Origin of the sequence: Aeromonas sp. 602200 (genome assembly GCF_049173895.1) — a bacterium.
GTDB lineage: Bacteria > Pseudomonadota > Gammaproteobacteria > Enterobacterales > Aeromonadaceae > Aeromonas > Aeromonas veronii_A.
This window is the reverse complement of record NZ_JAAKSL010000001.1, coordinates 651,437-663,812: the sequence shown is the minus strand read 5'-3', so window position 1 is coordinate 663,812 and position 12,376 is coordinate 651,437. Positions and strand designations below refer to the sequence as shown.

At 60.1% G+C, this 12,376-nt stretch carries 10 protein-coding genes and 1 other RNA gene; 7 read left to right on the top strand and 4 right to left on the bottom strand.

The window, feature by feature from the left end:
• The first annotated feature begins 29 nt into the window (after positions 1-29).
• Entirely contained in the window at positions 30-1,226 is a 1,197-nt protein-coding gene (gene emrD, locus G5221_RS02835) for a multidrug efflux MFS transporter EmrD (RefSeq protein ID WP_005333920.1), read from the top strand.
• Between the two features lie 196 nt (positions 1,227-1,422).
• Here the strand turns inward: emrD and ssrS are convergent.
• Together ssrS and zapA are read right to left on the bottom strand one after the other, a co-directional pair.
• Positions 1,423-1,604: non-coding RNA, 6S RNA (gene ssrS / locus G5221_RS02830), on the bottom strand.
• Between the two features lie 16 nt (positions 1,605-1,620).
• Entirely contained in the window at positions 1,621-1,953 is a 333-nt protein-coding gene (gene zapA / locus G5221_RS02825; protein WP_005333910.1) for a cell division protein ZapA, read from the bottom strand.
• Positions 1,954-2,126: 173 nt separating this feature from the next.
• On the opposite strand from zapA, the gene G5221_RS02820 reads away from it, so the two are divergent.
• The 3 genes from G5221_RS02820 to G5221_RS02810 all read left to right on the top strand — a co-directional run bounded on the left by G5221_RS02820 (position 2,127) and on the right by G5221_RS02810 (position 5,502).
• On the top strand, positions 2,127-2,696 hold the full coding sequence (locus tag G5221_RS02820) for a UPF0149 family protein (RefSeq protein ID WP_005346580.1): 570 nt from the start codon (positions 2,127-2,129) through the stop codon (positions 2,694-2,696).
• Positions 2,697-2,873: 177 nt separating this feature from the next.
• On the top strand, positions 2,874-4,097 hold the full coding sequence (ubiH, locus tag G5221_RS02815) for a 2-octaprenyl-6-methoxyphenyl hydroxylase (protein ID WP_421262773.1): 1,224 nt from the start codon (positions 2,874-2,876) through the stop codon (positions 4,095-4,097).
• Positions 4,098-4,233: 136 nt separating this feature from the next.
• On the top strand, positions 4,234-5,502 hold the full coding sequence (locus tag G5221_RS02810) for an FAD-dependent 2-octaprenylphenol hydroxylase (RefSeq protein WP_421262816.1): 1,269 nt from the start codon (positions 4,234-4,236) through the stop codon (positions 5,500-5,502).
• Positions 5,503-5,714: 212 nt separating this feature from the next.
• Here the strand turns inward: G5221_RS02810 and G5221_RS02805 are convergent, their stop codons facing one another.
• Positions 5,715-5,942, bottom strand: a complete 228-nt coding sequence (locus tag G5221_RS02805) for a hypothetical protein (protein WP_041915404.1) — start codon at positions 5,940-5,942, stop codon at positions 5,715-5,717.
• Between G5221_RS02805 and gcvT the strand changes: the two genes are divergently transcribed.
• The 3 genes from gcvT to gcvP all read left to right on the top strand — a co-directional run bounded on the left by gcvT (position 5,919) and on the right by gcvP (position 10,665).
• On the top strand, positions 5,919-7,016 hold the full coding sequence (gene gcvT, locus G5221_RS02800) for a glycine cleavage system aminomethyltransferase GcvT (protein WP_421262772.1): 1,098 nt from the start codon (positions 5,919-5,921) through the stop codon (positions 7,014-7,016). The genes G5221_RS02805 and gcvT overlap by 24 nt on opposite strands.
• 84 nt (positions 7,017-7,100) lie before the next feature.
• Positions 7,101-7,490 (top strand): glycine cleavage system protein GcvH, encoded by a 390-nt coding sequence (gene gcvH, locus G5221_RS02795; protein ID WP_005333898.1) that lies wholly within the window; start codon positions 7,101-7,103, stop codon positions 7,488-7,490.
• 298 nt (positions 7,491-7,788) lie between these two features.
• Entirely contained in the window at positions 7,789-10,665 is a 2,877-nt protein-coding gene (gene gcvP, locus G5221_RS02790; protein ID WP_421262771.1) for an aminomethyl-transferring glycine dehydrogenase, read from the top strand.
• Positions 10,666-10,756: 91 nt separating this feature from the next.
• Here the strand turns inward: gcvP and G5221_RS02785 are convergent, their stop codons facing one another.
• Entirely contained in the window at positions 10,757-12,310 is a 1,554-nt protein-coding gene (locus G5221_RS02785; RefSeq protein WP_421262770.1) for a methyl-accepting chemotaxis protein, read from the bottom strand.
• Between the last annotated feature and the right edge of the window lie 66 nt (positions 12,311-12,376).

Below are 12,376 nucleotides of genomic sequence, written 5' to 3'. Positions count from 1 at the left end.
CAGCATTTTTTCGATTTTTTGGGACTGATATGGATCGGCACAGTTTTTATCCGTTGTTTTTACTGACCATTCTGATGGTCGCTGTGGGCCAGATGACCCAGACCCTTTATGTTCCCTCCATTCCCATGATGGCTGGGGACTTCAATGTGGCCTCGGGCCAGTTACAGGCGGTGATGGCCTGTTACCTGATCCCCTATGGCCTCTCCCAGTTTGTCTACGGGCCGCTGTCGGATCGCATCGGTCGTCGTCCGGTGCTGATCGTCGGCATGATGGTGTTTCTGGTGGGCACCCTGATCATTCAGGTCATCCCCCATTTTGCCGCCCTGCTGGTGGGTAGCTTTATTCAGGGGCTAGGTACCGGTGCCGGTGGCGCCATGAGCCGTACCGTGATGCGCGATCGCTACAATGGCGCCGAGCTCAACCGCGCCAATAGTCTGGTGAGCATGGGTGTGATCTTCTCCCCGCTGCTGGCACCGGTGCTGGGTGGCTGGCTGACCGAGCTGTTCAACTGGCGTGCCGGTTACTGGTTCCTGTTTGGTTTTGGTGCCGTAGCCACTCTGGCGATCATGGCCTGGTTTGGTGAGACTCTGCCTGCTGCTGCCCGTCAGCCACTGCGCGTCGGTGCTGCCTATCGCCATGTACTGGGCAACCCCAAGTTTCAGGGCAACTTGCTCTGCCTGATGGCGACCTTTGCGGGACTCGCGGTATTTGAAGCTGCGGCCGGTGTGCTGCTGGGCGATGTGCTGAAACTGAGCGCTCGTACCGTGAGCGTGCTGTTCGTGCTGCCGCTGCCCGGCTATCTGTTCGGGGCCTGGCTCTCTGCCAAGCTGAGCTTCCGTTTGACTCAGGGCAAGCTGATGCGTCTGGGGATCGCCTTTCTGGCGCTAGGCTCCCTCATCATTCTGGTGCCGGGGCTGTTCGGGGTGGTGAGTGCTGCCTCGCTGGTTGGTGGTGCGGCTGTCTACTTCATCGGTAGCGGTATTCTCTACCCGACCGCCACCTCCTGTGCCATCGAGCCCTTCCCGGGTCAGGCCGGCACCGCGGGGGCCATTCTCGGCGGGATGCAGAATCTGGGGGCGGGCGTGGTGACTCTGCTGGCCGCCGGTTTCCCGATGACTGGACAGGTGACCCTGGGGGCCATCATGACCCTGATGGTGCTGATCGTGGCGCTGAGCTTTGTCTGGTTGCGCCACCACGGCTCCCCCCACGAGCAGATGGCCATCTAAACGTGCTTGCCTGCTGCAAAACAAAGCCCGCCTTTTGGCGGGCTTTGTCGTTATGGCTGTGTCCGCTTCACACCTTGTCCCATCGGGTTCTCCATTTATTGGGGGGGGAAAGGTGTAAACCATATTCAGGACGGGACAGTTCGTTGATCATCAGGCAAAGAAAAAGCCCGTCACGCTGGTGACGGGCTTTTGCTGTTGGTACCCCGAGATGCCGTTGCCGGTTTGGGCCCTTGAACCGTCGGTTCAAGGCGGGGATCGGATCTGACCGCAGGCTTCTCGGTCGTGCCGAGCATGCGCAATAGCCAGAAGGCAGATCCCCTGTTTGGTATGAATATCGGCTCGGGGACTTGAACCGGCTGACAAACATCCCAGGGAATTTTAAAACGGTTTGCGATTAGGGCTGCTGCCCCTCTTCGCTGGAATCACCATATTGTCCGTGCTCGATCAGGGCCGCTTCGATGGTGCGCTGCAGCATCTTGATCCGCTTGTCCATGGTCTCAGAGTATTGGTGGTTCTTCTCTTTTTCAAGGCAGAGCTCATGACAGAAATTGAGCGCCGCCATGATAGCCAATTGCTCGTTGCTGGAGACTTTGGAACGTTGACGCAGGTCGATCAACTTGTCGGTCAGCTGCTCGGCGGCCTGGCGCAGGGCATCCTGCTGTCCCAAGGGACAGGATACCTTGTAGGGACGTCCCAAAATGACGATTTCTACGGCCTCTGTGCTCATGCCTTCCTCAATACGGCGGAGCTGATTTCCGCCTTTATCCACGTGGACAACTGGGCGGGACTATATAGCGCAGATGCATAAGTTTCAAGGCCTTGCTGGCTCTGCAAGAGGGAGAATGCTAGGATCCTGACCATTAATTCTGCAAATTTGCCTGAACTTTGAGCGGATCCTCTATGAGCAAAACAAACCCCCTTAAATATGCGGCTGTGGCCGACATCATGGAGCAGCATGAGCTGATGGCCAGTGCAGTCGAGGCCCATGGTGTGATCTGCGGTCTGGTGTGCGGCGGTGTGGCACTGGACGACAAGAGTTGGGTGCCCCATTTCAACGATCTGGTGAACGACGGTTTCGGCCTGCCGGCCCCGGTGCGCCAGGTGATGACCGATCTTTATCACAATGTGGTCGAGAGCCTGATGGCCCAGAAGGGCGTCGAGCTGCTGCTGCCAAGTGATGATGCTCCCCTCGATGAGCGCATCGATTCGCTGGTGGACTGGTCACAGGCGTTTCTGGCCGGTTTCGGCGTGGTGCAGCAGGAGTTGTCGCGCGCGTCGGAAGAGCTGCAGGAGATGATCCAGGATATCGCCAGCATCACTCAGGTCTCTGCCGAGTTCGATCAGGAAGATGACGAGAACGAAGCCTCTTTCCTGGTGCTCTACGAACACGTCAAACTGGGTGTCATGATGGCCTTCGAAGAGTTTGGCAAGCGCCCCGATACCCCGAGCGCGCCGCCGACCCTTCATTGAGGTGCGGGTCAACGCGACCCTTACTGAATCTGCAAGAGCGCCTGATGGCGCTCTTTTTTATTTCCTTGTGGTGGCTAACCCTGTGAGGCGCAACCGTTTTTTTGCCGGTGACCTCGCATTCGGCCAGCGGCTTTGTGATAGCATGAGGCCACCTTTTTCACTTCTTCCTCTCTGCTTATGTCTCAATCTGATGTGCGACAGGTCGATGTCACCCTGGTCGGCGGTGGAATGAGCGGTGCCGTGCTGGCCCTCTCGCTGGCAGCCCTGCTTCGATCCGATGGCTCCCCCCTCGAGATCCTGCTGCTGGAGGCAAGCGTCCCCGAACAGCACACCCATTCAGGGTTCGACGCCCGCGCCATTGCGCTCTCGGCCGGTACCTGTGATGCGCTGTTGCGACGCGGACTCTGGCCGCTGTTTGCCCCCCATTGCGCCCCCATTACCCAGATCCATGTCTCGGATCGGGGCCACTTCGGTCAGGCTCGCCTGTCGGCTGCCGAATACGGTCTGCCCGCGCTGGGCCAGGTGATCGAGCTTGCATCCGCTGGCAAGGAGCTGCAACGGGCGATGGCGGCCTCTCCCAATATCCGGGTCTGTTGTCCGGCCCGGGTGAGCGAGATTGCGCCCGATGAGGAGAAGGTGACCCTCACCCTCGAGAGCGGTGAACAGATTGAGACCCGCCTGCTGGTGGCGGCAGACGGCGGCAACTCCTTTGTGCGTCAGCACTTCAAGTTGCCGGTGACCCGCCACGACTTTGAGCAGCACGCCATCATCGCCACGGTCAAAACGGCGCAAGACCCTGAGGGACGCGCCTTCGAGCGTTTTACCGAAGGGGGGCCGCTGGCCCTGCTGCCGATGCAGGAGGGACTCTCCTCGCTGGTATGGAGCGTCGGGCAGCATGAGGTGGATGAGCTGATGGCCCTCGATGAGGCGGCGTTTCTTGCCCGTCTGCAGCAGGCCTTTGGCTGGCGGCTTGGTCGCTTCGAGCGATGCGGTGTGCGTCACGTCTATCCGCTCATTCTGACTGCCTGCGACTACCCGCTGGCCCAGCGCACCGTGCTGGTCGGTAATGCCGCCCACGCTCTGCATCCTATCGCCGGACAGGGCTTCAACCTCGGGATGCGGGATCTCGACCTGCTTACCGGCACCGTAGCCAAGGCGTTGGCAGAGGGGGAGGATATCGGCAGCTTCAAGGTACTGAGTGGCTACTGGCAGCAGCGTCAGCGCGATCAGGAGCAGACCGTCTGGCTCACCTCTTCGCTGGCCCAGCTCTTCTCCAATGGTCACGATCCGCTGGTGGCGGGGCGCAATCTGGCGCTCACCCTGATGGGGCGATTCCCGTGCCTCAAGGCGCCGCTTGCCTCGCGCACCCTGGGCTTTGTCGCCGATGTGTGCGGCAACTAGCCAGCACTTGTTGAGTGGAACCTGTTGACCGGAAGATGGTGACCGCCATTCGTTGATCAAAACCTATTGAATAGAGAGGTGATGCCTGCGGGCGTCCCCTCGCTGGCCAGCCGGTCAGCCCTGAAAGGATGAGATGATGCAGATGCAAAATGTGGATGTGGTGATTGTCGGTGGCGGCATGGTGGGGCTGGGGCTCGCTGCGGCCCTGAAACATAGCGCCCTCAAGGTGCTGGTGGTGGAGGGACAACTGCCCGACCCGCAGCTGGGGGAGGTGGCCGATAACCGGGTCAGCGCCCTGAGTCTGGCCAGCCAGCAGATCCTGCGCCATGTTGGCGCCTGGGACGGCATTGAAGCGCGCCGCCTGCAGGCCTACGACAAGATGGCGGTGTGGGAGCAGGACAGTTTTGGCCATATCGACTTCGATGCCGCCAGCCTGCGTCAGGCCAACCTCGGCCACATCGTCGAGAATCGGGTGATCCAGCTGGCGCTGCTTGAAGCGATTGAAGGTGCCAGCAATATCCAGCTGCTGACCCCCGCCAGAGCCAAGAGCCTGCAGAGCGGCCCGGCGGGCGCCCTGCTGCTCCTTGAAGATGGTCAGGCCATCTCGGCCAAACTGGTGGTAGCCGCCGATGGCGCCCACTCCTGGGTGCGCCGTCAGGCCGATATCCCGCTCACCAGCTGGGATTATGGCCACCACGCCCTGGTGGCGACGGTGCGCTGCGCCGAACCCCATGAAGCGGTTGCTCGTCAGATCTTCACCCCGGATGGCCCGCTCGCCTTTTTGCCGCTGTGGCAAGAGAACCTCTGCTCCATCGTCTGGTCGCTGCCTGCTGCCCGCGCCGAGGCGCTCTGTGCCTGCGATGACGAGCAGTTTAATCGCCAGCTTACCGCCGCCTTCGATGCCCGGCTCGGTCTGTGCAAGTTGGAGGGGCCGCGTAGCGCGATTCCGCTTACTGCCCGCTATGCCCGCGACTTTGCTCGCGAGCGGCTGGTGCTGGTAGGGGATGCTGCCCACACCATCCACCCCCTGGCGGGGCAGGGGGTCAACCTCGGCCTGCTGGATGCTGCCGCGCTGGCGGAGCAGATCTTGCAAAATCATGCCGCGGGTGAGGATATCGGCCTGCTCGCCAACCTGCGCAGCTACGAGCGCTGGCGCAAGAGCGAGGCGGCTCGCATGCTCGCTGCGATGGAAGGGCTCAAGCGGCTGTTCAGCGGGGCCAACCCGCTCAAGAAGCTGGTGCGGGGCGTGGGGTTGCGCGCGGCCAATCTGCTGACTCCGTTCAAGGAGGGGGTGATCCGCGCCGCCATGGGGCTGGAGGGAGAGTTGCCCGCATTGGCCCGTCCTGACTGGGCTGTTGCAGCGACCAAGGGCAGTGCCATGCAGGCCAAAGGTGAAAAAAACTAATATTACTCGCCATTTTTGACAACAAAAGTAATCCGACAAGGCTGATGACCCGTTTTGGGTGTCAGCCTTTAATTTTGCTCTGGAGCGAAACGTTTTTCTGTAAATTGTGACGAAACGGTGAAAATCAAAATTTAATCTCGCCTGAGTCGGCTTATGGCTGTTTTTATCACTGCATTTATCTTAGTGTCTGGAGTCAGTTTTACGGGAGGGGATTAGTTTTTTTTGAGCGGCACGCTCGCCTGCTTGTCATATAATCCGCTCCGTTCAAGGAATCCCTCTTGCCTGGCAAGGGCAGGAGCGAGCACACACTTTTGGATCCGGTCGCTTTTTGTTGCACGCAGTGCAGTCAGAGCGGTGGCGCGGGTCGCAAGGGTGGTCGCCAAAGCGAAAAGGCTTTTTGCTAAGGAAAGAATGCGATGATCCAGACTACTGTACTGCATCCCAAACACCTGGAAGCCGGCGCCAAGATGGTGGACTTCCACGGTTGGGAAATGCCCATCAACTACGGCTCCCAGCTGGAAGAGCACCACGCGGTGCGCAGCGATGCCGGTATGTTCGATGTCTCCCACATGACCATCGTCGATTTGACCGGCGAACGGGTCAAAGCCTTTCTGCAACACCTGCTGGCCAACGACGTGGCCAAACTCACGGTCCCCGGTAAGGCCCTCTACAGCGGCATGCTCAATCCGGAAGGCGGCGTGATCGATGACCTCATCACCTATTTCCTGACCGATACCTTCTACCGGCTGGTGGTCAACTCCGCTACCCGCGAGAAGGATCTGGCCTGGATCCGCCATCACGCCATCGATTTCGACATCACAGTGACCGAGCGTCCCGAGCTTGCGATGATTGCGGTGCAGGGCCCCAACGCCAAGGTCAAGGCTGCTGCTGTACTGAGCGCCGCTCAGCGTACCGCCGTGGTGGGGATGAAACCCTTCTTCGGCGTGCAGGCTGGCGATCTCTTTATCGCCACTACCGGCTACACCGGCGAAGATGGTTATGAAATCGTGGTGCCGCAAGAGAAAGCCTGCGAGCTGTGGCAAGCGCTGCTGGATAACGGCGTGGCCCCCTGCGGCCTCGGTGCCCGCGATACCCTGCGCCTCGAAGCGGGGATGAACCTCTATGGTCAGGATATGGACGAGTCAATCTCTCCACTCGCCGCCAACATGGCCTGGACCATCGCCTGGGAGCCGAGCGATCGCAATTTCATCGGCCGTGACGTGCTGGAAGCGCAGAAAGCGGCGGGCAACCAGCCCAAGCTGGTGGGTCTGGTGATGGAAGATAAAGGGGTGCTGCGTGCCGGTATGCCCGTTACCTTCACTGCGGCAAACGGTGAGAAGCGGGAAGGTGTGATCACCTCCGGCTCTTTCTCCCCCACCCTGGGCTACAGTATTGCCCTGGCACGGGTGCCCCGCGATATCGGTGAATTGGCCGAGGTGGAGATCCGCAAAAAGCTGGTCACCGTGAAGGTCACCAAGCCCGCTTTCGTCCGTAACGGCCAGAAGCTGGTTTAATACCGTTTTGGGGGAGGGCAGTGCCTCCCCCATCCCTTTTCATATTCGTTTTTAAACGCGACTCAAAGATCAAAGGAAGCACAAATGAGCCATATCCCGAGCGAACTGAAATATGCCACTTCCCACGAGTGGATCCGTGTTGAAGCCAACGGCGAGGCCGTGGTCGGTATCACCGAGCACGCCCAGGAGCTGCTGGGTGACATGGTGTTTGTCGAGCTGCCGGAAGTGGGCAAGCAGGTCAGTGCCGGTGACGACTGCGCCGTGGCCGAGTCGGTCAAGGCGGCCTCCGATATCTACAGCCCGGTGAGCGGCGAGATCATCGCCGTCAACGAAGAGCTGGAAGGGAGCCCCGAGCTGGTCAACTCCGACCCCTACAGCGCTGGCTGGCTGTTCCGCATCAAGCTCGATGACGAGAGCGAGCTGGCCAACCTGCTGGATGCCGAAGGCTACCAGAACGTGGTGGACGAAGAGTAATGCCCCCGGGCCCTGCCAACACAGCAGGGCCCTTTTGTATGACCGCCAGCCGGGCAAGCACCGGCCGGTGGAAGGGTGAAGTCGCCCGCGTCTGTCGTTTACCAGCCTGCTCTTGCCAGGGTAAACGGGCCGGTCCGCAACAAGGCGATCCCCTCTTGATGCTGCCGCAGCATCCGGTGCCGCACCTTGTCTGCGGGACCCAGAACATGAGTGGAGTCGGTATCAGCCGACGATCAGGAACATCAGGTCTTGGTTATCAGGATGTCATGCCAGGACTTATTTATCAGGAAATAGGGAAATGACCCAGTCACTGTTTGAACTCGAGCAAAAAACCGATTTTGTCCGCCGCCATATCGGCCCGGGCGAGGAAGAGCTGCGCCAGCTGCTGGCGACCGTCGGGGCCGAAAGCCTGGACGATTTGATTGAACAGACCGTGCCTGCCGCCATTCGCCTGCCGGGCCCGCTCGGCATCGGTGCCGGCATGACCGAGGTGGAGGCGCTGGCCAAGCTCAAGGGCTATGCCGCTCAGAACAAGATTGCCAAGAGCTATATCGGCATGGGTTATCACGATACCCATGTGCCCCACGTCATTTTGCGCAATGTGCTGGAAAATCCGGGTTGGTATACCGCCTACACCCCCTATCAGCCCGAGCTGGCACAGGGCCGTCTCGAAGCCCTGCTCAACTTCCAGCAGCTGACGCTGGATCTCACCGGCATGGATCTGGCCAGTGCCTCCCTGCTGGATGAAGCGACCGCCGCCGCCGAGGCGATGGCGCTGGCCAAGCGGATGGCCAAGTCCAAATCCAACCTCTTCTTCGTGGCCGATGACGTGCATCCGCAGGTGATCGACGTGGTCAAGGAGCGTGCGGTTCACTTCGGTTTCGACGTGGCGGTTGGCGCCGCCAGCGATGCAGTGAGCGAAGAGGTGTTCGGTGCCCTGTTCCAGTACCCCACCACCACAGGTGAGGTGAAAGATCTGCGCGCCCTGATTGCCGCGGTACAGGCCCAGAAAGGGCTGGCCTGCGTCAGCGCCGACCTGCTCTCCCTGCTGCTGCTCAAATCCCCGGGCGAGCTGGGCGCCGATGTGGTGTTGGGCTCCGCCCAGCGCTTTGGTGTGCCCATGGGTTACGGTGGCCCACATGCCGCCTTCTTCGCCACCCGTGATGCCTACAAGCGCTCCATGCCGGGCCGCATCATTGGTGTCTCCAAGGATGCCCGTGGCAAGGCCGCGCTGCGCATGGCGATGCAGACCCGCGAGCAGCATATCCGCCGCGAGAAGGCCAACTCCAACATCTGTACTGCTCAGGTGCTGCTGGCCAACATGGCAAGCTTCTACGCCGTCTATCACGGCCCGGTGGGGCTGAAAACCATCGCCTCCCGTGTGCACCGTCTCACCACCATTCTGGCGCTCGGCCTCAAGGCCAAGGGCGTGGCCCTCAAGCATGCCAGCTGGTTCGATACCCTGACCGTGCTGACGGCAGATAAAGAAGCACTCATTGCCAAGGCCGAGGGGCTCGGCATCAACCTGCGCGCCGATCTCGACGGTGCGGTAGGGGTGTCCCTCTCTGAAACCACCACCCGCGGCGATGTGGCCGAGCTGTTCGATCTCTTCCTCGGTCAAGGTCACGGACTGGAGCTCGAGGCTCTCGACAAGGCGGCGCAGGCCCATCACGCCATCCCGCAGGATCTGCTGCGCACCGACGCCGTGCTGACCCACGAGGTGTTCAACAAGTACCACTCCGAAACCGAGATGTTGCGTTATATCCACCGTCTCGAAGCCAAGGATCTGGCGCTCAACTACGCCATGATCTCCTTGGGCTCCTGCACCATGAAGCTCAACGCCACCGCCGAGATGATCCCGGTGACCTGGCCCGAGTTCGGCAAGTTGCACCCGTTCGCCCCGCTGGCACAGGCCAAGGGCTACCAACTGCTGCTGGCCGACCTCGAAAACTGGCTGGTGAAGGTGACCGGTTACGATGCGGTCTGCATGCAGCCCAACTCAGGTGCCCAGGGCGAGTACGCGGGTCTGCTCGCCATCAAGAAGTACCACGAGTCCCGTGGTGAAGGGCATCGCGACATCTGCCTGATCCCAGCTTCTGCCCACGGTACCAACCCCGCCTCTGCCCAGATGGCGGGGCTCAAGGTGATCGTCACCGCCTGTGACAAGTCCGGCAACGTGGATCTGGACGATCTGCGCGCCAAGGCGGCCGAGGCGGGGGATCAGCTCTCCTGTCTGATGGTGACCTATCCCTCCACCCACGGGGTGTACGAGGAGACCATCAAGGAGGTGTGCGACATCGTTCACCAGCACGGTGGTCAGGTCTATCTGGACGGCGCCAACATGAATGCGCAAGTCGGGCTGACGGCGCCGGGCTTTATCGGGGCGGATGTGTCGCACCTCAACCTGCACAAGACCTTCGCCATTCCTCACGGCGGTGGTGGCCCGGGCATGGGCCCCATCGGCGTGAAGAAACACCTGGCACCGTTCGTAGCCGGTCACGCCGTGGTCAAGACCGACAAGGAGAGCCGCAACAACGGCGCCGTGTCGGCGGCACCGTTTGGCTCGGCCAGCATCCTGCCCATCAGCTGGATGTATATCGCCATGCTGGGCGACGAGGGGCTGAAGAAATCCACCCAGGTGGCCATCCTCAACGCCAACTACCTGGCCAAGAAGCTGGGTGAATCCTTCCCCGTGCTCTACTCCGGCCGCAACGGTCGGGTGGCCCACGAGTGCATCCTGGATATCCGCCCGCTCAAAGAAGCTTCCGGCATCAGCGAGATGGACGTGGCCAAGCGGCTGATGGACTACGGCTTCCACGCGCCGACCATGAGCTTCCCGGTAGCGGGTACCCTGATGGTCGAGCCGACCGAATCGGAATCCAAGCGCGAGCTGGACCGCTTCGTGGAGGCGATGACCGCCATCCGTGCCGAGATCGCCAAGGTGCAGGACGGCCACTGGAGCCTCACCGACAACCCGCTGGTCCATGCGCCGCACACCCAGGACGACGTGATGGATTCAGAGTGGTCCCGTGGCTACAGCCGCGCCGAGGCGGTCTTCCCGTCCGACGCCGTGCGCGCCAGCAAGCTGTGGCCCTCTGTGAACCGCATCGACGATGTCTACGGGGATCGCAACCTGTTCTGCTCCTGTATCCCGACTGAGGATTACGCCAAGTAAGTGGCGTCCAGGAGCAACAGTTAAGCCGTATAAACAACAGGGCCACCCAGACGGGTGGCCCTTCGTTTACATGGACTTTATCTGCATGCTGCTATCCGAATGTCCGGCTTAGGTCCTTGAGCTGGCTCGCTTTGCTCTGCAAGTTGGCACTGGTTTTACTGACCTGATCGATTTTGAGGCTGTTATCGTGAGAAAGTGAGGATATCTGATTGATATTACGACAGATCTCCTCGATCACCGCTTGCTGCTGGGTCGCTGCAGCGGAAACTTGATTGGAAAAATCAGAGACCTTGTCTATTTCGATCACGACCTGATTCAGGTTGCCGGTGCTTGCCCGAGTGGTTGCGAGGCAATCATTGGTTCTGGTCACATTGAGATGCATCATCTCTTTCCATCCCCCGAGGGTTTGCTGGATATGACCAATGCTGCTCTGGATCTGCTCTGTTGCTCTATGGGTTCTGGTCGACAGGCTGCGTACCTCGTCAGCCACCACTGCAAAGCCGCGTCCCTGATCGCCCGCCCGCGCTGCTTCAATGGAGGCATTGAGTGCCAGCAGGTTGGTTTGATCCGCAATCCCGCGAATTTCACTCATGATGCTGCCGATCCGTTCGGACTCGCTTGCCAGCTCGACGGCTGACTGGAAGGCCTGCTCTGCCTGGGTAGCCAGTGCCGACATCTCTTCTCCCGCATCGGAAAGCTGATTGCTGGTGGTGATGCAATGGTTGCGCGCCTCTTCGATCTGCTGGTTGCTGTCCTGAATATTGCGGCTGATCTCTTCGGCAGCTGATGCCATCTGGGTAACTGCGGTGGCGACTTGCTGAATTTGCATATCCTGTGAGGAGATATCCCTGCTGGCCAGTGCGGCCGAACCACTCAAATTGTTGGCCATGGCATTGAGCGAGAGTGTGGTGTCATCGACTCTTCCCAGCACGGTACGGATTCTGGCTTGCCAGAGCTTGATATGGAAATCGGCAATGCTGTGGGGGGCATCCCCCGAGAAGATCAGGCGGCTGATGCTGTCGTAGTCCTGCTCAAGCTGTTGCAAGAATCGCGGTGTGAGGAAGAGCGCATTACGGTTGAACCAGAGGGTGGCCAATAGGGGAATGATGATCCAGAGCGCCTGCAGTGGTGTGAGCAGCCAGAGCGCGCTGATCACGCTGACGAGCAGCAGGGGGATGGTCATGATGGCCGGAGTGAGCAGGCGCTGCCCCATGTGAATGGCGGAGCCGGTTTCGCGTGCCTTAAGGGTTTTGTACATCTTGTTGGCACGCGCTTTGTGCTCTGCGGAGGGTCGGCAACGAACGGATTGGTAACCCACCATCTTGCCATCTTCATAGATCGGGGTGACATAAGCATCAACCCAGTAATAGCTACCATCCTTGCAGCGGTTTTTGACTATGCCCCGCCACGGCTTGCCCGCTTTTAGATGGGCCCAGAGATCGGCGAATGCCGCCTTGGGCATGTCTGGGTGGCGTACCAGGTTGTGATGTTGTCCCAGCATCTCTTCCAGGCGATAGCCTGCCACCTGACAAAACGCCGGATTGGCGTAGGTGATGTCCCCTTTGAGATCGGTGGTCGATACCAACTGGACGTTGTCGGTAAATTCAACTTCGGTATCTGTAGTGTGAGGTGTGTTGGTTACCATGATCAGGCTCCGGTTTTACCATAACGGAATGCATCGTCTGAGTATGGCAGAGGCTGCTCATTTTAT

Bases quoted from the DNA above. Each gene is read 5' to 3' on its own strand.
- emrD (WP_005333920.1), top strand. From the start codon at position 30: ATGGATCGGCACAGTTTTTATCCGTTGTTTTTACTGACCATTCTGATG.
- zapA (WP_005333910.1), bottom strand. From the start codon at position 1,953: ATGAGCACAGAGGCCGTAGAAATCGTCATTTTGGGACGTCCCTACAAG.
- G5221_RS02820 (WP_005346580.1), top strand. From the start codon at position 2,127: ATGAGCAAAACAAACCCCCTTAAATATGCGGCTGTGGCCGACATCATG.
- ubiH (WP_421262773.1), top strand. From the start codon at position 2,874: ATGTCTCAATCTGATGTGCGACAGGTCGATGTCACCCTGGTCGGCGGT.
- G5221_RS02810 (WP_421262816.1), top strand. From the start codon at position 4,234: ATGCAGATGCAAAATGTGGATGTGGTGATTGTCGGTGGCGGCATGGTG.
- gcvT (WP_421262772.1), top strand. From the start codon at position 5,919: ATGATCCAGACTACTGTACTGCATCCCAAACACCTGGAAGCCGGCGCC.
- G5221_RS02805 (WP_041915404.1), bottom strand. From the start codon at position 5,942: ATGCAGTACAGTAGTCTGGATCATCGCATTCTTTCCTTAGCAAAAAGC.
- gcvH (WP_005333898.1), top strand. From the start codon at position 7,101: ATGAGCCATATCCCGAGCGAACTGAAATATGCCACTTCCCACGAGTGG.
- gcvP (WP_421262771.1), top strand. From the start codon at position 7,789: ATGACCCAGTCACTGTTTGAACTCGAGCAAAAAACCGATTTTGTCCGC.
- G5221_RS02785 (WP_421262770.1), bottom strand. From the start codon at position 12,310: ATGGTAACCAACACACCTCACACTACAGATACCGAAGTTGAATTTACC.